The following is an 18841-nucleotide window of genomic DNA, read 5'->3' on the forward strand; positions in this document are numbered from 1 at the left end:
TATCCCAAAACAACGGTAGCCATTGCACAGGTAACATCAAAGTAATCGGCATTGGCCCTGGCGATGAAGAGTTTATGACGCCTCAAGCGCGCGAAGCTATCTTAGCAGCTGACCGCGTTGTAGGTTATTTGACATACCTCGACTTGATTAAAGACCTCATCGAAGGTAAAGAAACTGTAGGTACTGCAATGATGCAAGAAGTAGATCGTTGCCAACAAGCAGTTGATTTAGCAGTAGAAGGTCATCAAGTAGTTGTAGTATCCTCTGGTGACTCTGGCGTATACGGCATGGCAGGTCTTGTGTTGGAACTTGCTAATAAAGTGCCAGCAGAAAAACGCCCTTCTGTAGATATCGTGCCTGGCCTTAGCGCTGTAAACGTAGCAGCATCTGTATTGGGTGCACCATTGATGCATGACTTTGCAGTTATTTCCTTGAGCGACTTGATGACGCCATGGGATCTTATCAAAAAACGTGCAGACCTTTGTGCACAAGGCGATATGGTTATTTCCTTGTACAACCCACGCAGTAAAAAACGTGTTACACATTTAGATGAAGTTCGTGAAATCGTTCTTAAATACCGTGACCCTAAAACACCTGTTGGTATCGTGCAAAAAGCAGGTCGCCCAGGCCAACATATGGTAATCTCTGATCTTGAAAACTTCACAAATGAAGAAGTAGATATGCAAACACTTGTTATCATCGGTAACAGCCAAACCTATGTTGAAAATGGTCGCATGATTACACCTCGAGGCTACAAATTATGATTTGGGTCATTGCCGGCACTTTGGATGGCCGTACCTTAGCGGTTGAAATCCAAAAACGAACTGGCGAAGATGTGCTTGTTACGGTTGTTAGCCAATATGGGGCAGAGCTTGCTGCCCATAAAGGCATTACCGTACATACGGGCCGTCTTGACCAAGAGGCTATGCAAGACTTAATTAAGAAGCACAATGTGCGCCTATTAATCGATGCAAGCCATCCGTATGCTGCTATCGTTACGGCTACGGCTCAAGATGCAGCAAAAGCTGAAGGTATTCCTTTTGTTCGTTTCGAACGTAAAGAGGTGCCATTACCAGACTATGATAAATTGCATATCGTAGTGGACGAAGTAGAAGCAGCTAATCTAGCAGGTAAATTAGCGAAGGAAAATAATAGCCATGTGTATTTGACTACAGGTAGTAAAACAATGCACATCTTTGCTAAATCTGAAGCCTTGCAAGATTGCGAAGTATGGACCCGCATTTTGCCTACTGCAGAGGTGTTACAAATGATGGAAGACCTCAATGTAAGTCCAAAACGCATTGTTGCTGTACAAGGTCCATTCTCTTACGATATGAACCGCATCATGTTCCACGATACAAAGGCGAGCGTTGTAGTTATGAAAAACTCTGGCCTTGTAGGTGGTGCTGATACAAAATTACAAGCCGCTATGGATCTTGGCATCCATGTTATTGTTATCGATCGTCCACGTGTTAAAATTGAAGGCCACGTGGTATCATCTAATGATGAATTTTTCAAATTATGGGAGGACACTAATGGATTACGTTAAAAATCCTAAAGCCATTGAAGATAAAAGTATGGAAATCATTTACGATTATGTAAAAGATTTAGGTTTAACCGATGATGAAGTACGCGTAGTATCTCGTACTGTTCATGCGTCTGGCGACGTTGAATACGCTCAACTCGTAAAAATGAGCCCTGATGCTGTTCAAAAAGGTATCGAAGCATTAGATAATGGTGCAGATATTTATACAGATGTGGAAATGGTTCGCACAGGTATTTCTAAACCAGCTCTTAAAATTCGCGGCAACGAAGTACATTGCTTAATTAAAGATGAAAATGTAGCTAAAATGGCTAAAGAATTAGGCGTAACACGTTCCATCGCAGCTATGCGTACATTTGGTAAACAATTAGAAGGCCAAATCGTTGCTATCGGTAATGCGCCAACAGCATTGTACGAAGTATTGCGTTTGGCTCTTGAAGAAGGCGTTAAACCAGCTCTTATCATTGGTATCCCTGTAGGCTTTGTAGGCGCTGCAGAATCCAAAGATTATTTGATGGAAGTATCCCCAGTTCCTTACATCACTGTAAAAGGTAACAAAGGTGGTAGCCCAATTGCTGCTTCCGTATGTAATGCATTGCTTTACACAGATGTAAAACGCAACGATATGCTCTTCGTAGAAGGCAAAGAATCTAAATAATAAGTAACCCGAATCGTTGCATACTACTGGCGATTCGGGTTTTACTGTATCTATTATGAGGTTTATATGTATAATACGGGTGCTGATAGTACCATGTATTGGTGAAAGGAGAGGTTACTGTGAACTCTCTGAATGAACGAAAACTCTTTCGCATATCAGTTATTATTGTCTTGGTTATTGCTGTCATAGCTAGCATGATTATCTCACTGATTTGGGGCTCAACACCGGTGTCACTATCGGAGATTTGGCATACATTATGGTCTAGTGAGCTAACAGATACATCTTCACAAATTATTTGGAATATTCGATTGCCTCGCAATATTGTAGCTGCGTTAGTGGGGGCTTGTCTAGCTGTATCTGGTGCAATTTTGCAAGCAGTTATGAAAAATCCCCTAGCAGATCCACAGATTGTAGGGGTATCCTCTGGTGCTGGATTAGCTGGTGTTATCATTTTTATTTTATTTCCTGGGTATGACCATATAGTTCCGTTGGTAGCCTTTTTAGGTGCTATGGCTGCGGCGATGATGGTATATGCTCTTGCTTGGAAGAATGGTGTACGCCCAAGCCGTATCATCTTGGCTGGTGTTGCAGTGGCTGCTTTTTTAGGCTCTGGTATTTCTGCACTACTTGTATTCTATGGAGATCGTGTGCAAGGAGCCTTACTTTGGATGGTAGGGGGCTTGGCTGCACGCAGTTGGCCTCAAGTAGAGGTTCTGTTCCCATACGCGTTAGTCGGTCTTATTTTTGCTTGCTTAGGGGCTAAACGTCTTACTATTTTAAGCTTAGGTGATGAAACAGCAAAGGGGCTAGGCCTTAAGGTAGAGCAAACGCGGTTTGTTATGACCGCCGTTGCGGCTCTATTGGCAGCAGGCGCCGTTAGTATTGCGGGCTTGATTGGTTTTGTAGGCCTCGTAATCCCTCATATGTTGCGTTTAATCATCGGTAATGATTATGCGTATTTACTTCCTGGATCCGCATTATTAGCTGCGTTAGTACTTGTTGTCAGTGATACAATAGGACGTGTTATGTGGAGCCCTATAGAGGTACCAGTGGGCATTATTATGGCATTCTTTGGAGCGCCGTTCTTCTTATATCTATTGAGGAGGGATAACTAATGAATACCGCTATTGATGTAAAACAGTTATCCGTAACTCTTGGCAATCGTCATATTCTACATGATATTAATGTATCGGTTCCTATCGGTAAAATTACGACATTAATAGGACCTAATGGTTGTGGTAAAAGTACACTCTTACGGTCTATGATTGGATATATTCATAGTCCTCGTGAATGTGTGACTATTTTAGGTAAACCATTACAGTCGTATTCACAAAATGAATTGGCACGTCAAATGGCGTTTCTGCCACAGGTGCCTAATATGCCAAAGGATATGACCGTAGAAGAATTGGTATATTGTGGACGGTATCCATACCAAAATTGGTGGAAAAACACGGCTAAAGAAGATCGTGAAATCGTTGACTATGCGTTACATATTACGAAAACGAATCATTTGAGAGAACAATTAATCCCATCCCTATCTGGTGGCGAACGGCAACGCGTTTGGATTGCTATGGCACTAGCACAGCAACCAAAATTATTAGTCTTAGACGAACCAACAACGTATTTAGATATTAATCACCAATTAGAAATTATGGAGTTATTGAAACGCTTAAATAAGGAACAAAATTTAACCGTTCTCATGGTACTTCACGAACTAACACAGGCGGTTCAATATTCACATCATATGGCTGTTATAAAAGAAGGGTATTTAGTAACGTCAGGAGAAACAAATAAAATAATATCGGATGAGTTGTTTAGAGATGTTTTCTCTGTAGATGTACAACTTGATACATTTGATAATAAAAGATATGTGCGCGTAAAAGGATTAGTTGAGTAGCTTGATATTAATAAAAAAGAGGGCATTCCCTATTTGGGGGATGCCCTCTTTCGCATGATGCAATATGTTAGAATGTAACATTAATACCATAGGCTTCTTTAACTAAACGTGCCATAGCTTCTGGTGTTTGTAGACCTGGGTTTAATAGGAATAGTTTAGATGGTAAATATATTACGCGGTTATTTTGTACAGCTTTTAAATTAGCCCATGCAGGATTATCTGTCATAGCTTGTTTCATAGCTTTTGTAATTTCTTCTTCTTTACCCATTGTAACAACGAAGATAATATCAGGATTATCTGCCGTCAATGTTTCAAGAGAGTAAGGGACAGTTTTATCCTTGGTTGTACCCTCTAGGTGGGAGGCAACAACATTTGTCATACCTAGTTCTTTGACCATAGATGCAGTTACCGCTTCGTCGGTTTCGGCTGTCACACCTTTACCGGTAGCACGTAATACAGCCACACGTGCAGGTTGTTGGTTTTTAATAGCATCTTTTACCTTTTGAATGTTGCTTTCATAGGTTGCAATAACGGATTTAGCCTTATCTTGATGGTTTGTTAACTCACCAAGGAATGTTAGCATTGGTACATTATCCTTGATGCCATCGTAATTAAAAAGCACTGCTGGAATATTGTTAGATTGTAATTGGGATTCATATTTTTTATGTTGATTTTCCAAACCCAATACCACATCTGGCTTCAAGCCTAATAGTTGTTCCATGTTGATATTAGCCGTTTGACCTAATGCAGGTAATGCTTCTAAATCTGGAGCTAATTTATCTGTTGTGCTAGCACGGGAGATAGCCTTGCCATCCACTGCGTATAGCATGGACAATACAGAGTTTGAAAGAACAGCGATGCGTTGCGGATCCTTTGGTACAGTGTAGGTTTCACCATTAAAGGTAAGTTCCTTCGTAGTAGCAGAAGAGCTGGATGTGGATTTACCACACCCAGCTATTGCTAGTACAACCATGACCAAAGCTAGACTACAGAGTAGTAATTTTTTCATGATGTACTCCTATGTACGTTATATAACAATACTAGTTAAATTGTAGATTGATTATTTTTGTAATGCGTCCCAAGATTCGTTAGCACGTTCAACGAATAAGTTACGGATGTTAGGGTTTTCACCTAAGCCATGGATGTAAGTGTCAACTTTGAAGCCTTCTTTTTGAAGGATGGATTTATGGGAATCTGGTTCGGCACCAGCCATGTCGTTGTTTGCATGGTCGCCAGCAACCATCATGAATGGCATCAATGTAACATGTTTAATACCATGTAATTTCAATTGAGGGATAACTTGTTCAAGATTTGGAGTACCTTCTACTGTGTAGATAAATACATTTTTCATACCAAGAGTATGGATACGGTCTTGAATTACAGAATAATAAGCATTGGAAGGATCTGGAGTACCATGAGCCATGATAAGAAGAGCGTCTTCTTTGCCTAATTTAGGGAATTGAGATTGAACAGCTTTTAATGTTTCAATAACTTGGTCAGTTTGGTTTTCTTGACCCATCCAGTACATAAGAGATGTACCAAGTGTCATTTTTTTGAAATTATCTTTGTACAAATTATATACTGCTGCATCGTAGTTGTATTCCATACCAGGGATTACGTCAAGGGATGCTAATGCAACGCGAGTGTAACCGTCTTTTTTGAGTTCAGCCAAAGCTTCTTCAGGAGTTGGGTAAGTAATACCTTCTTTTTGTTGGATACGATCACGAATGATATGGCTTGTGAAAGCTGTAACTACTTTTGTGTTTGGATGAGCTGCTTTAATAGCATCTACAGTTGCATCGATTGTTTTCGCACGAGTATCTTTATAAGTTGTACCAAAGCTCATAACAACGATAGCATCTTTGTTTGGCAAGTTTTGTAAAGCTTCAGTATTGTGTGTACGAACACCAATTGCAGCAGCTTCTTTCAATGCTGGAGTAGGATCTTTTACTTCATCATTTAATTGGTATGCTGCATGAGATACAACAGGGGCACCAACGGATACTGCAAGACCTAGAATAGCGGATGCTAATGCTAATTGTTTTTTCATTTTAATACTCCTATCCATAACTTAACTACAAGTCTATGCAATGATCTAAGTAATCTGAATAATTTTATATAAAAGATATAATTTATAGATTACTATAGATATATTGCATATATATAACCTTAAGCCAATCGTAACAAAGGAACATAGGGGTGTCAATAAACCCCATACCCCTAGAAGTATAGGAAAATTAAGGGTTTTTAAGCAATTTATGTGATGAATATAGTATGGTATTAGCTTTTATAAATATATTCTTTTTGGTTATAAGGATATGAATGTGTGAATATATGAGTAGTTCTATTCCTTATTAAATGAAAATTTTGATATTATTTCTCATTGACTTATATTCGTGAATCTTGTACTATTATTACATAGTAGTTGATAACAATTTTCAGTTATGAAGATTGTATCATGTATGAGCGATATGGAGGTCACATATGAAAGGCATAATTATTGCATCCTTTGGATCAATTTATCAAGATGCTGTGGAGAAATCCATCGGCAGTATAGAGAAAAAAGTACGTTCCATGTATAGCGATATGGAGGTACGTCGTGTATTTTTATCTGATGCATTAGTAGAGAAGTGGAATGAGAAGTATGATGATAAGATTTCTTCTTTCACAGAGGCTATGCAGGATTTTGCTCGCATGGGCATCGATGAGGTATACATTCAACCTGTAACATTGGTAGCAGATCAGTGTTATCAACAAATGCGTAAACAAGCATTAAAGTTTTTACATAGCAATGAATATGGTTTCACACAAGTGAATATTGGTAAACCATTGCTTACATCATTAGGGGTAAAGAATTATGCCGATGATTATGAAGCTACATTAGAAAGCATTGTGCGTCATGTTAATACAAAGGCGCTTAATAAATCTGTAGTACTCATGGCAAATGGTCAAAACCAATTAGAGTTTAGTACATTGCAATTGAAAGCTATGTATGGTGCAGCGCCAAATGTAGTAGTATTTACTACAAACGGTTTCCCTACATTTAAACAAGCGCTTACATTATTAGACCGTATGGGCCATAAAGATTTACTAGTAGTACCATTAGCTCTCATTGGTTCTACACATTTGATGGACTACCTTGGCGGTGACCGCTCTGATTCCATTTATGCATTGCTTGCTGAAGAAGGATACAATGTAGATATTTGGAATGAAGGCCTTGGTGAAAATCCTTATGTACAAGATTTATTCTTGAAACATTTAGGTCAAGCGATTCGCATGTCCGACAGGAAGCGTCCCATGCCCCGTGAATCTGTAAAACCTGTTATGACGAACTCTCGCATGGAAGCGCAAGGTATGATTTCTTAATTTAATCTCTCACATAATTAGACATACATCTCATCACACTCCTTTACATAAGTAAAAGTCCTCCTTGTTGGCAATCCAATGAGGAGGATTTTTACTTTTACTATGAAAGATATTTATAATATCTATTTTATACGTCCCATGGTATGCCCCTAACGTGTCGTCTATGGTATGATTAAGATACATTATTAAATAGATAAGGAGACTTCCATGAAACAAGCTATTTTAGTTGTTGCCTTTGGGTCCACTGTTGACAGTGCTCGTGAACATAATATTGACTCCGTTGTGGAGTATATCCGTAAATCCTATCCCGACTATACGGTGGAATTAGCATTTTCCTCCCGTATTATCGTTAAGCGATTGCGTGAACGAGGGATTGAGATTCCTACTGAGCAAGGTGCATTAGAAAAACTTATTCAAGAAGGCTATACACATATTTATGTGCAACCACTACATTTTACAGGTGGTGAAGAGTTTGATAAGTTGAAAAATAATATTCTCGCTCATGAAGGGGAGGGCCAACTGGAAGTATTGCGCGTAGGTAGACCACTCGTGTACTACATGGGTCAAGAAGAGCATCCTGATGATTATCAAATCTTGATTGATCGTTTTATTAAGCCACTCAATATTTCCAAAGATGATGGTTTATTATTGGTCGGTCATGGTGGCCTTGGTTCTGGCAATTCTTCATATGGGAATTTACAGTTTAAATTAATTCGTGATGGTCTTACGAATGTGCGTGTTGCAGTACTAGAAAATGCACCATATGTGGCAGATGTAGCTATGCCTTGGGAATGGCTTGATGGCAAACGGCCAAACACAATTTATGTGCATCCATTATTATTGGTCCTTGGGGATCATGCACAAAATGATCTCTTTGGTGATGAAGAAGATAGCGTTGTCAATGAACTTGCTGGAGCGGGTTATGAAGTTAAACCAATTCATAGTGCCCTTGGTGAATATGAATCGATTCACGATATCTTCCGTCAACATGTGCAGGATTGTATCGATGATTTGTATGGTAAACGCAGTCCACATCGTCCTGCAATTCCAAATATTAAATAGTATCTTTGTATATCTTGTATAAATTAGTTATAATAAAAGATATGAAATTTATAAATAGATTGTAACTATAAGAATAGGAGAACCCCATGAAAGGTAAATTATATGGCATTGGCGTAGGCCCTGGTGATTCTGAATTGATGACTGTGAAAGCTGCTCGCATCGTAGGTGAAGCTGATATTATCATCACACCTAAAACAGAAAAGAAAGATGGTTCTGTAGCACTTAATATTGCATCCCCATACATTCAAGAACATACAGAAATCGTTCCTGTAGTATTCCCAATGGTATTGGATGATGCTACACAAGAGGAAGGCTGGCAAGAAGCAAAACGCATTATCTTGTCCTACTTAGATCAAGGTAAAAGCGTTGTATTCTTAACATTGGGCGATCCTATGTTCTACAGTACATACATGTATGTATATCGTTTGATCGAAAATACAGGCCATGAAATCGAAACAATTCCTGGCGTTACTGCATTTTGTGCTATTGGTTCTCACCTTGGTTATCCAATCGTAGAGAAAGAAGAAGTGCTAGCTATTGTTCCTGCCACAGCACCTAAAGAAAAAATCGATGCTGTATTGGCTGTAGCTGATGATGCGGTAATCATGAAAGTATATAAAAACTTTGATGAAGTACAAGAAACATTGCTTAAACACAATATGGCAGATGATGCGGTTATGATTAGCCGTGTAGGTTTGCCTGATGAGCAAGTATATGTAGGCCTAGACAATATGCCAAAAGATACTAAACTCAACTACTTATCTACAATCCTTGCAAAACGTAAGGATCGTTAACAAACACGTCGTATTACGAGGTAATATCTATGAACACAGTACAGATTCCACGTGTTGTCATTGCAGGCACAAACTCTGGTGTAGGTAAAACAACAATCGTAGCGGGCTTATTGGCTGCTTATGCAAATGGTGGACGTACGGTGCAATCCTTTAAAGTGGGCCCGGATTATATTGATCCGGGCTTTCATAAAATTGCATCCGGCCGTGACAGCTATAATTTAGATACGTGGCTCGTGCCACCTCACAAATTAAATCCTTTCTTTGCTACTATGGCAAATGGTGTAGACCTTGCCATTATCGAAGGTGTTATGGGCTTGTATGATGGCGGTCGCGAAGGGGTTAGTTCCACTGCCCAAATTGCTAAGCAATTGAATGCTCCAGTGGTATTAGTTATTGATTGTAAGGCGATGGGTGAAAGCGCAGCAGCCATTGCTAAAGGTTTCCGTGATTATGACCCAGAGGTAAACTTTGGTGGTGTTATTCTTAACCGCTTAGGCTCTGCTAACCATGAGCGCATGGTTCGTGAAGGCATGTCCAAGATTGGTGTTCCAGTCATTGGTGCTATTTATCGCGATGACCGTATGCACTCTCCTGAGCGTCATTTAGGCCTTACACCTGTTACTGAAGTCGATCCAACAGAAGCCATAAATACGATTCGTGAAGCTGTTGAAAAAATGGTTAAGCTCGATCAATTATTAGAAATCGCATCTAGTGCACCAAGTATTGAATTACCCGATGCAGTAGATCCTAAATCCGTAGAAAAACGAGTTAAAATCGGTGTAGCCTATGATGAGGCGTTCTCTTTCTATTATCCAGCAAGTTTAGCCGCCTTAGAGGAAAAAGGTGCTGAAATCGTATACTTTAGTCCTCTTAATGACTTTGAAGTTCCTGATGTAGACGGCCTAGTATTTGGCGGTGGTTTCCCTGAAATGTTCTTGTTCCAACTCTCTAGTAACGAGTCAATGAAGGAGTCTATCCGTCAAGCCAACGAACAAGGTATGCCTATTTATGCTGAATGTGGTGGCCTTATGTATTTATGTGAGAGCATCCACGATTTCGAGGGTACCATATATGATACGGTAGGTATTGTACCAGCTAATTGCATTATGCAACAAAAGCTACAAAAAGTAGGGTATGTTACGGCTACAGCTAAGCGAGATACCTTGTTAGGAGCTGCTGATACATCTCTTCGTGGTCATGAGTTCCATTTCTCCACTATGGAGCCGACTATAGAGGACTTCCCATGGGCATTCCACTTAGAAGGTGGCCGCAAACCTCAATCCTATGATGGAGGCTTTGCCACAGACAATGTATTAGCATCGTATTTACATTTAAACTTTGCTGGTTCTGATGAAGGGGCGCAACATTTTATTGATATATGTGCTAAGTATAAAGCTAAAAGGAGCTAATTATGAGTGAACGAGGCTTAATTTTAGTTAATACCGGCAATGGTAAAGGTAAAACAACAGCAGCATTAGGTGTTGCATTACGCGCTGTTGGCCAAGGCCTTAAGGTTTTAATCTTACAATTTATCAAAAGTGGTAATGGCTATGGCGAACTAGCAGGTCTTGCTAAATTAGGGGACCAAGTAGAAATTCGTTCCATGGGTAAGGGATTTATTTACTATAAACGAGATGAAGTAGGCGAGGCTGAATTGGCACGTCACAAAGAGGCAGCTCAAGAGGCTTGGCAAACATTAGTAGAAGAAGTAAATTCAGATCGATGGGACCTCATCATTATGGATGAAATCAATAATGCCATTAATTATGAGCTTATTAATGTGAATTCTGTAGTAGATATGCTTAAACATAAACCTGAGCGCTTACACGTAATTTTGACAGGCCGTTATGCTAAACCTGAAATCCTTGACATTGCCGATACGGTAACAGAGATGAAGGTAGTAAAGCATGCTTATGAAAAGGGTATTAAGGCTGCTAAAGGTATAGAGTTTTAACTTATACGTCATAGGAATAATTAAATCTAAAATTTTCGAAAAAGTTCTTGCTAAAACTATATCGAAAATGTATAATATAGTCATAAGCACAAGGTGCTAAATATTCTTGACATTAAGTATGTATATAAGACTAACCAGGAGGTTAACTATGGCTGTACATGATTACATTAAATCCGGCGATTTCGCTACTGAAAAACACGTTCCTGTTATTGAAACTGTTGATACTGTAAAAGCAGGTGAAACTTTCCACGTAACATTGTCCGTTGGTAAAGACATTGCACATCCTAATACTGTAGAACATCACATTGAATGGATCAAATTGTACTTCGTAGCTGAAGGTACTCAATTGCCATTCGAAGTTGGTGAAGTTTCCTTCAACGTACATGGTGACGGCGCAACTGCAAACGAAGGCCCTGTACACGCAATTTCTGAAGGTTCTTTGGCAGTTTCCTTGAACAAATCTGGTAAATTGATTGCTGTATCCTACTGCAACATCCACGGTTTGTGGGAATCCGAAAAAGAAATCACAGTTGCTTAATTAACTTAATCAACTAATAAAGACCAGCCTTAGGGCTGGTCTTTTTGTATGTAAATTGTAAGGATAACTGAAATAATCACACTAAAATTATGTCCGCACTCAAAAGAATTTTGTTTTTATATAGTGGATGAATTGCCTTGTATCCCTTTACAGTGCTATTTGTTTATGGTAAAGTATATGCATATTGATTTTTAGTAGAATAAGTTAAATGAGGGATTATTGTGGCCTTAATCGTTAAAAAGTTTGGTGGCAGTTCCGTAGCTACACCAGAAAAAATATTTAATATTGTTGATCGCGTCCTTCGTGAGAAGAAAGAAGACGATAAAATCGTTATTGTTGTATCTGCTATGGGCGATACAACAGATGACTTAGTAGCATTAGCTAAAGAGGTAACATCTAAGCCTTATGGCCGTGAAATGGACCGCTTATTATCTACAGGTGAGCAAGTAACGATTGCATTAATGGCGATGGCTTTCAACGAACGTGGTCATAAAGCGATGTCCTTAACAGGTGACCAAGCAGGTATTACAAGTAGTGATACATTTAATAAAGGCCGTATTTTGGGCGTTGATCCAAATCGCGTGTTTGAAGCTTTGGATGAAGGTAATATTGTAGTAGTTGCAGGTTTCCAAGGTATTACTGAATATGGTGACATGGTTACTTTAGGTCGTGGTGGCTCTGATACAACTGCTGTTGCATTGGCAGGTGCTATGAAAGCTGATGTTTGTGAAATCTTCACAGACGTTGAAGGTGTTTACTCTACAGACCCTCGCGTTGCAAAAGAGGCTTTCAAATTAGAAGAAGTAACATATGGCGAAATGCTTGAGATGGCACGTCTTGGTGCAGGTGTAATGCAACCTCGCGCCGTAGAAATGGGTTTCCGTTATGGTGTACCTATTCACGTACGTTCAACATTTAGTGACAAAACAGGTACTATTATTCGGGAGGATTATACTGTGGAAGCAAATAAACACGTAATTACTGGCGTAGCTGACGATACTAATACAGCAAAAGTAGCCCTTGTAGGCGTTGAAAATAAACCAGGTGTGGCAGCAACTGTATTTAAAGCATTGGCTGTAAAAAATGTGGACGTTGATATGATTGTTCAATCTATCCGTGCCGTAGGTGAACCTAAAACTGACCTTATCTTCACAGTAGCTATGGATGATGTTGTACTAGCTCGTGAAGTATTAGCAGAATTACAAAAAACTGTTGATATCGAAGCTGTAAATATCGACGAAAAAATGGCAAAGGTTTCTATCATTGGTGCAGGTATGTTAGGTCAACCAGGCGTAGCTGCTCAAATGTTTGATATCTTGAGCCAAGAAGGCATCAATATTGAAATCATTTCTACTTCTGAAATTAGTATTTCCTGTCTCGTTGCTGAAAATCGCGTTAAAGATGCTGTTCGTGTAATTCACAACGGCTTATTGTTAGACCAAAGAGGTTAATTCATGGATAGTCTACGTAGTTTTATGGATGAAATGCTTAATGACCAAGGTCGTAAGGAAGGTTTCATTAGCGATCTACTAGGAAATCTTAAAAATCAGCCGATTCCAACATTGGAGCAAGCTCAAACTGGTTATACTACAGTAAGTAATTTACATGGTATTTTCTATGATTATGATAAGGCCGAAGTTACTATTTCTTATAAGGTGGTACCTGATATGTACCCACCTTATACATTGAGCTTTGTACAATTCCAAGCAGTGCTAGAAGGCTTATTAACCTTGCGCCGTAATCAAAAGTGGCAAATGCAACATAATAAATAAAATGAACCCCATGGGCTGTATGCCTGTGGGGTTTTGTATTTCGATAATTATTCTTAACATCTATATATAGGGTCGTCGATATGTTATAATGAATTGTTAGCATGAAATTAATTATATTTATATAGAAAGAAGGGACAGCATGGAAATAAATAAGATTTATTCTGGCTTTCGCCTTGACCGCATTGAGCGCATTGATGAGATCAATGGTACCGCTTATGAAATGAAGCACGAAAAGTCTGGTGCTCGTTTAATTTATATCGATTCACCAGATTCTAATAAAGTATTCAATATTGCTTTTAGAACAACACCTCATAATAGTACAGGTGTAGCACATATTATGGAGCACTCCGTTCTATGTGGTTCTCGCAAATTCCCATTAAAAGAGCCATTTGTTGAACTTGTAAAAGGTTCTTTAAACACGTTCCTAAACGCTATGACATATCCGGATAAAACGATGTATCCTGTAGCGAGTAAGAACGATAAAGACTTCCATAATTTGATGGACGTATATCTTGATGCTGTATTCTACCCACGTGTTCGTGAAGATGCAGAAATCGTAATGCAAGAGGGTTGGCATTATGAGCTCGAAAATGCAGACGATGAACTTACCTACAAAGGTGTTGTGTTCAATGAGATGAAGGGTGTTTACTCATCTCCTGACTCTGTATTAGAACGCCAAATGATGCGTGAGCTTTTCCCAGATACAACTTATGGTGTTGATTCTGGTGGGGATCCTGATTATATTACAGACTTAACATATGAAGAATTCCAAGAGTTCTACCGTGTTCATTATCATCCATCCAATAGTTATATCTTCTTGTATGGTGATATGAATATTGAAGAACAATTAGCATTCTTGAATGATGAGTACTTAAGTCATTTTGATGCTATTGACGTTCATACGGAGGTAGCTCTACAAGCTCCATTTACAGAAGGTAAAGTAGTGAGCTATCCATATAGCGTAGGTTCTGAGGAGCCAACAGATAATCGTACATTGCATTCCTTTGCGTATGTATTGCCTGATGTAACACCTGAACATAGCTTAGCCTTTGAAGTGTTAACACATGCTTTATTAACATCTCCTGCAGCACCTCTTAAACAGGCGTTGGTAAAAGCTGGTATCGGGTCTGACATTAGTGGCTACTATTTAGATAGCATTCGTCAACCTATGTGGACAGTACAAGCTACAGGTTCAAACTTAGATAAACAAGCTGACTTGCAACGTATTGTAGAATCCACATTACAAGAGTTATGTGATAAAGGCTTAGATAAAGAGTTATTAGAAGCTTCTTTAAATAGCATTGAATTTGCTCTTCGTGAAAGTGATTTTGGGGGTCGTCCTATCGGTTTAGCCTATATTATTCGTATGATGGATAATTGGTTATATGATAATGATCCATTGGAATTATTACACTATGAAGAGGCATTAACTAATATTCGAAAGGGCTTAGCAGGTACATACTTCGAAGATTTGATTCGTCATTCCATCTTGAATAACAACCATAAAGTTCTTGTTTCTATTTATCCTGAACGTGGTCTTCAAGAGCGTAAAGATGCAGAGGTTAAAGAGCATTTAGCTAATGTAAAAGCTAATATGACCTCTGAAGAAATCGAAGCAATTGTAGAACAAACTAAACGCCTAAAAATTCGTCAAGAAACACCAGATAGTGATGAAGCTCTAGCGTCTATTCCTTTGCTCGAGTTGTCTGATTTAAATCCTAATATTGAAGCTGTAGAACGCCGTGAAAGTAAAATTGGCAATACTACAGTTCATTTTGTACCTACTTTTACAAAAGGTATCAATTATGTAGGATTGTATTTTAAATTGAACTGCCTCACTGAGGAGGAACTATTCTACGCTGATATTTTAAGTGATATTCTTGGTCGTATTGATACATCTGAACGCGGTTATGAAGCACTGGCTAAAGATATTAATATGAATTTAGGGGGATTGAGTTCTGATATTACGGCCATCAGCAAAGATGGTAAGCGTGATGAATTTACGCCTCTTATGATTGTACGTGCGAAAGCATTACATTCTAAATTACCTGATTTATGTCGCTTGATTAATGAAGTAGTTCAAAAAGCAGATTATAGCGATGATCAACGTTTGACTGAACTTGTTCAAGAAAGTAAAGCCATTTGGGATAATGAAGCATTCCGCCGTGGTAATTCCATCGTAAGTCAACGCGTTATGGCTCAAGTTTCTGCAGTTGGCAAGTTTAGAGATAATGGTAATTTAGGATATTATCAAAAAATTAGTGAACTAGCATCTAATCCTGCAGCATTGCCATTATTACCAGAAAAATTAGCTGAAGTAGCTCGTAAAATTTTCCGCGCTAACAATGTAGATATTATGTTTGTTGGTGAAGAAGGTGAATTAGAAGCCTTTGAAAACCTAATGAAACCTTTTGTTGAAACTTGGGATACTACAGAATTAAGTAATGATGTATTACAAATCACTCGTCTATCTGGCAATGATGGTATCGTTACTGCTGGTAAGGTTCAATACGTAGCACAAGGTGGTAACTTCATCGATCATGGTTTCAAACATGTTGGTCCAATGAGCGTGTTAGAAACGATTTTACGTTATGAATACCTTTGGATTCGTATTCGTGTACAAGGTGGCGCTTACGGAGCATTTGCTAATTTCTATGATGATGGCAATATGATTTTCTGCAGTTATCGTGATCCTAACTTGTTGGAAACTTTAGATGTATATAAAGAGTTGCCTCAATATCTTCGTGACTTCACATTGACTGACCGTGAAATGCGTAAGTATATTATCGGCACTATGAGTTCTTTGGACTTGCCAATGACACCTGCATTGCGTGGACCACGTGCAATGGGGATGTACTTCAGCGGTGCTAAATTAGAGGACAAAGTAGAGTTCCGTAAACAAGTAATCGCATGTAAGCCAGAAGATATTGTTGCATTAGCAGATGTGGTAGAACCTGTATTGAATGATAATCATATTTGCACAATGGGTAACGAACAAAAAATTAAAGATGCTGGTAATGTGTTTGATAACATTGTGTCTTTAGGATAAATAAGTTTATATCAATAAATGATATTGCTTTAGTTTTACTTTGACATATCTTTGGATGTATAAGTGGCATATTCATAATGGATATGCCACTTGTTTTCTGCTATAGGAGAGTTCTAATGAAAGGTAGATTTGCGCCTAGTCCAACAGGATATATTCATCTAGGTAACGTGTGGATAGCACTTTTATCATATATCTCCACACGCCAACAAAAAGGAACGTATGTTGTACGTATGGAGGATATAGACCTACAACGGTCAAAACGAGAACTAGGGGAAGCTTTACTAGATGATTTGGAATGGCTTGGCTTTGAATGGGATGAAGGTCCACGCGTAGGTGGACGAGAAGTATCTTATTGGCAAAGTGAAAGACAAACATATTATGCAGATATATTAGAACATCTCAGATTAGAAAAACTAATTTATCCTTGCTTTTGTAATAGAGCGCGACTGCAATCTATAGCTTCTGCACCTCATATAGGAGAAGTGGTGCATCGTTATGATGGAAAATGTCGAGATTTACATGATATTGAAATACAAGAGTTATGTAATAGTAAAGAACCATCCTTGCGCCTTGCTATAGATTCTTGTGATCTTGAGTTTGATGATCGATGGCAAGGCAAGCAACATATTCATTTGGAAAGTGAACTAGATGATTATGTATTACGTCGTGGTGATGGTATGTACGCATATAATTTGGCAGTCGTATTAGATGATATAGCTATGGGAATAACTGAAGTGATTCGAGGCGATGATTTACTCGATACAACGGGACAGCAATTATATTTGTATAATACATTACAACAATGCTATCCCCATAAGAATATAGTGGTTCCTAAGTATGGTCATGCCCCACTTTTGGTAGATACAGATGGCCATAGACTTTCTAAACGCCAAAAGAGTATTACAATCCGTGAATTACGAGAACAGCAATGGTCAGCATCTAGAATTTTAGGAGAGTTAGCTGTTGCAGGCGGGCTTATAGATGGTGCTAAGTATAGTCATTCACAAATAAGCCTTTCTGATTTAATTCATTTAGACCTATCGGTTCCTAGTTTGAGGCAAAAAACAATTGTCATTGAATGATAATAGATACATTGATTTTAGTTCTGAAATGTTTGCTAAAAGCGTATAATTCTTTAACTATAAAATTCGATACATTATATTGACAAAATTCGATATTTATTTATAATAGTATATAAGAGGTGGTTGAAATGACAATTCAACAAGCTTTAGATCAAAAGGTGTGGGCCGTTATTGGAGCCACTGATAAAACCGAAAAGTTCGGCTATAAGATTTATAAATGTCTTAAAGATCACGGATATGAAGTATATCCAGTTAATCCTAATGTTGCAGAAGTAGATGGAGACAAATGTTACTCTAGTCTTTCTGCACTTCCTGTTGTACCAGCTGTTGTGGATTTTGTTGTACCAGAATCAGCGGGTTTAGCTGCACTTGATGAATGCAAAGAACTTGGCATTTCAACTGTGTGGTTACAACCAGGAGCGGATAAACCATCTGTTGTTGAAAAAGCACATGCTTTAAACTTGCATGTCATTCAAGATTGTGTATTAGTTCAATTACCGTAGGAGGGTATAATGAGCGAATTAAAAGAATTAAAAACTGCTGAATATCAAGATTTAGTAAATCAAGGTGGCGTAACTGTTATTGATTTCTGGGCTCCATGGTGCGGTTATTGCGTACGTATGATGCCGATCATCGAAGAAATTGCAGGTGAGCTTGAAGGTAAAGCTAACTTTGTAAAAGTAAATGCTGATGAAGAACCAGAATTAGCACGTAATTTACAAGTTGAAGTATTGCCTACATTTGTTATCTTAAAAGATGGCGAAGTAGTAGATCGTAAAATTGGTTTCTTGCCAAAAGGCGATCTTCAAGGTGCTATTGAATCTAAATTCTAATAATCTGAATAATTCTATATAGATAGAGTAAAAAAGACCTCATCAATGTATGTCCAATACATTGATGAGGTTTTTTTCATATTTTCTATAGAAGCAAATAAAAAGTATCGTATAAATATAAAATTAGATTAAAATATAAAATTTCATTTTACATAATTCAATATTATTAATAACTTAGTATTCAAGCGGATTTTTAGGTATTTTTAAATGAGGAAAAAATGAAACATTAGTTTAACTTATTAATTTTTTTATGGAAGTTTAAAATAATATATGGTAGTATTATGTTAAATATT

General features: G+C 38.3%; 19 protein-coding genes. 17 read left to right on the plus strand and 2 right to left on the minus strand.

Annotated elements, in window-relative coordinates; translation table 11 throughout:
- Positions 1–74 precede the first annotated feature (74 nt).
- The 5 genes from cobJ (at position 75) to QZ055_RS01145 (ending at position 4098) form a co-directional block, all read left to right on the plus strand.
- Positions 75–764 carry a precorrin-3B C(17)-methyltransferase gene (cobJ, locus tag QZ055_RS01125; RefSeq protein WP_004696265.1) on the plus strand — a complete coding sequence of 230 codons (690 nt, stop codon included), beginning with the start codon at positions 75–77 and terminating at the stop codon, positions 762–764.
- Positions 761–1549 (plus strand): precorrin-6A reductase, encoded by a 789-nt coding sequence (cobK, locus tag QZ055_RS01130; protein ID WP_295824095.1) that lies wholly within the window; start codon positions 761–763, stop codon positions 1547–1549. Before cobJ ends, cobK begins: the two co-directional genes overlap by 4 nt.
- Entirely contained in the window at positions 1536–2201 is a 666-nt protein-coding gene (locus tag QZ055_RS01135) for a precorrin-8X methylmutase (RefSeq protein ID WP_024045186.1), read from the plus strand. The genes cobK and QZ055_RS01135 overlap by 14 nt, the downstream gene beginning before the upstream one ends.
- Positions 2202–2320: 119 nt before the next feature.
- Positions 2321–3316 (plus strand): iron ABC transporter permease, encoded by a 996-nt coding sequence (locus QZ055_RS01140; protein WP_295824097.1) that lies wholly within the window; start codon positions 2321–2323, stop codon positions 3314–3316.
- Positions 3316–4098, plus strand: a complete 783-nt coding sequence (locus QZ055_RS01145) for an ABC transporter ATP-binding protein (RefSeq protein ID WP_295824099.1) — start codon at positions 3316–3318, stop codon at positions 4096–4098. Before QZ055_RS01140 ends, QZ055_RS01145 begins: the two co-directional genes overlap by 1 nt.
- A gap of 67 nt (positions 4099–4165) precedes the next feature.
- Here the strand turns inward: QZ055_RS01145 and QZ055_RS01150 are convergent, their stop codons facing one another.
- A complete protein-coding gene (locus QZ055_RS01150; protein WP_227721406.1) occupies positions 4166–5107 on the minus strand; it encodes an ABC transporter substrate-binding protein in 942 nt (313 codons plus the stop codon).
- A gap of 51 nt (positions 5108–5158) precedes the next feature.
- The gene (locus QZ055_RS01155; RefSeq protein ID WP_295805181.1) at positions 5159–6148 is read right to left on the minus strand and encodes a sirohydrochlorin cobaltochelatase; all 990 of its coding nucleotides are present in this window, start codon (positions 6146–6148) and stop codon (positions 5159–5161) included.
- A 434-nt stretch (positions 6149–6582) separates the two neighbouring features.
- On the opposite strand from QZ055_RS01155, the gene QZ055_RS01160 reads away from it, so the two are divergent.
- The 12 genes from QZ055_RS01160 (at position 6583) to trxA (ending at position 18548) form a co-directional block, all read left to right on the plus strand.
- A complete protein-coding gene (locus QZ055_RS01160) occupies positions 6583–7464 on the plus strand; it encodes a sirohydrochlorin cobaltochelatase (protein ID WP_295824100.1) in 882 nt (293 codons plus the stop codon).
- 207 nt (positions 7465–7671) lie between these two features.
- Positions 7672–8526 (plus strand): sirohydrochlorin cobaltochelatase, encoded by an 855-nt coding sequence (locus QZ055_RS01165; RefSeq protein WP_295824102.1) that lies wholly within the window; start codon positions 7672–7674, stop codon positions 8524–8526.
- An 86-nt stretch (positions 8527–8612) separates the two neighbouring features.
- On the plus strand, positions 8613–9320 hold the full coding sequence (gene cobI, locus QZ055_RS01170; protein WP_105085826.1) for a precorrin-2 C(20)-methyltransferase: 708 nt from the start codon (positions 8613–8615) through the stop codon (positions 9318–9320).
- 29 nt (positions 9321–9349) lie between these two features.
- The gene (locus QZ055_RS01175) at positions 9350–10729 is read left to right on the plus strand and encodes a cobyrinate a,c-diamide synthase (protein WP_295824104.1); all 1380 of its coding nucleotides are present in this window, start codon (positions 9350–9352) and stop codon (positions 10727–10729) included.
- Positions 10730–10731: 2 nt separating this feature from the next.
- Positions 10732–11274 carry a cob(I)yrinic acid a,c-diamide adenosyltransferase gene (cobO, locus tag QZ055_RS01180; protein WP_295824106.1) on the plus strand — a complete coding sequence of 181 codons (543 nt, stop codon included), beginning with the start codon at positions 10732–10734 and terminating at the stop codon, positions 11272–11274.
- 148 nt (positions 11275–11422) lie between these two features.
- Positions 11423–11812 carry a class II SORL domain-containing protein gene (locus QZ055_RS01185; protein WP_227720150.1) on the plus strand — a complete coding sequence of 130 codons (390 nt, stop codon included), beginning with the start codon at positions 11423–11425 and terminating at the stop codon, positions 11810–11812.
- A 221-nt stretch (positions 11813–12033) separates the two neighbouring features.
- On the plus strand, positions 12034–13263 hold the full coding sequence (locus QZ055_RS01190; protein ID WP_295824108.1) for an aspartate kinase: 1230 nt from the start codon (positions 12034–12036) through the stop codon (positions 13261–13263).
- Positions 13264–13266: 3 nt separating this feature from the next.
- The gene (locus QZ055_RS01195; protein ID WP_005386222.1) at positions 13267–13584 is read left to right on the plus strand and encodes a hypothetical protein; all 318 of its coding nucleotides are present in this window, start codon (positions 13267–13269) and stop codon (positions 13582–13584) included.
- A 139-nt stretch (positions 13585–13723) separates the two neighbouring features.
- Positions 13724–16633 carry an insulinase family protein gene (locus QZ055_RS01200; RefSeq protein ID WP_295824110.1) on the plus strand — a complete coding sequence of 970 codons (2910 nt, stop codon included), beginning with the start codon at positions 13724–13726 and terminating at the stop codon, positions 16631–16633.
- Positions 16634–16749: 116 nt separating this feature from the next.
- The gene (gene gluQRS, locus QZ055_RS01205) at positions 16750–17715 is read left to right on the plus strand and encodes a tRNA glutamyl-Q(34) synthetase GluQRS (RefSeq protein WP_295824112.1); all 966 of its coding nucleotides are present in this window, start codon (positions 16750–16752) and stop codon (positions 17713–17715) included.
- A gap of 128 nt (positions 17716–17843) precedes the next feature.
- A complete protein-coding gene (locus QZ055_RS01210; RefSeq protein ID WP_005386225.1) occupies positions 17844–18218 on the plus strand; it encodes a CoA-binding protein in 375 nt (124 codons plus the stop codon).
- Between the two features lie 9 nt (positions 18219–18227).
- Positions 18228–18548: a thioredoxin gene (trxA, locus tag QZ055_RS01215; protein ID WP_005386226.1), complete on the plus strand. Its 321-nt coding sequence runs from the start codon at positions 18228–18230 to the stop codon at positions 18546–18548.
- Positions 18549–18841 lie beyond the last annotated feature (293 nt).

It is taken from the genome of uncultured Veillonella sp. (assembly GCF_905209685.1).
In the GTDB taxonomy this organism is placed as follows: domain Bacteria; phylum Bacillota; class Negativicutes; order Veillonellales; family Veillonellaceae; genus Veillonella.

Coding starts and splice junctions, on each gene's coding strand:
- cobJ (WP_004696265.1), top strand. CDS start 75: ATGACGCCTCAAGCGCGCGAAGCTATCTTAGCAGCTGACCGCGTTGTA.
- cobK (WP_295824095.1), top strand. CDS start 761: ATGATTTGGGTCATTGCCGGCACTTTGGATGGCCGTACCTTAGCGGTT.
- QZ055_RS01135 (WP_024045186.1), top strand. CDS start 1,536: ATGGATTACGTTAAAAATCCTAAAGCCATTGAAGATAAAAGTATGGAA.
- QZ055_RS01145 (WP_295824099.1), top strand. CDS start 3,316: ATGAATACCGCTATTGATGTAAAACAGTTATCCGTAACTCTTGGCAAT.
- QZ055_RS01150 (WP_227721406.1), bottom strand. CDS start 5,107: ATGAAAAAATTACTACTCTGTAGTCTAGCTTTGGTCATGGTTGTACTA.
- QZ055_RS01155 (WP_295805181.1), bottom strand. CDS start 6,148: ATGAAAAAACAATTAGCATTAGCATCCGCTATTCTAGGTCTTGCAGTA.
- QZ055_RS01160 (WP_295824100.1), top strand. CDS start 6,583: ATGAAAGGCATAATTATTGCATCCTTTGGATCAATTTATCAAGATGCT.
- QZ055_RS01165 (WP_295824102.1), top strand. CDS start 7,672: ATGAAACAAGCTATTTTAGTTGTTGCCTTTGGGTCCACTGTTGACAGT.
- cobI (WP_105085826.1), top strand. CDS start 8,613: ATGAAAGGTAAATTATATGGCATTGGCGTAGGCCCTGGTGATTCTGAA.
- QZ055_RS01175 (WP_295824104.1), top strand. CDS start 9,350: ATGAACACAGTACAGATTCCACGTGTTGTCATTGCAGGCACAAACTCT.
- cobO (WP_295824106.1), top strand. CDS start 10,732: ATGAGTGAACGAGGCTTAATTTTAGTTAATACCGGCAATGGTAAAGGT.
- QZ055_RS01185 (WP_227720150.1), top strand. CDS start 11,423: ATGGCTGTACATGATTACATTAAATCCGGCGATTTCGCTACTGAAAAA.
- QZ055_RS01195 (WP_005386222.1), top strand. CDS start 13,267: ATGGATAGTCTACGTAGTTTTATGGATGAAATGCTTAATGACCAAGGT.
- QZ055_RS01200 (WP_295824110.1), top strand. CDS start 13,724: ATGGAAATAAATAAGATTTATTCTGGCTTTCGCCTTGACCGCATTGAG.
- gluQRS (WP_295824112.1), top strand. CDS start 16,750: ATGAAAGGTAGATTTGCGCCTAGTCCAACAGGATATATTCATCTAGGT.
- QZ055_RS01210 (WP_005386225.1), top strand. CDS start 17,844: ATGACAATTCAACAAGCTTTAGATCAAAAGGTGTGGGCCGTTATTGGA.
- trxA (WP_005386226.1), top strand. CDS start 18,228: ATGAGCGAATTAAAAGAATTAAAAACTGCTGAATATCAAGATTTAGTA.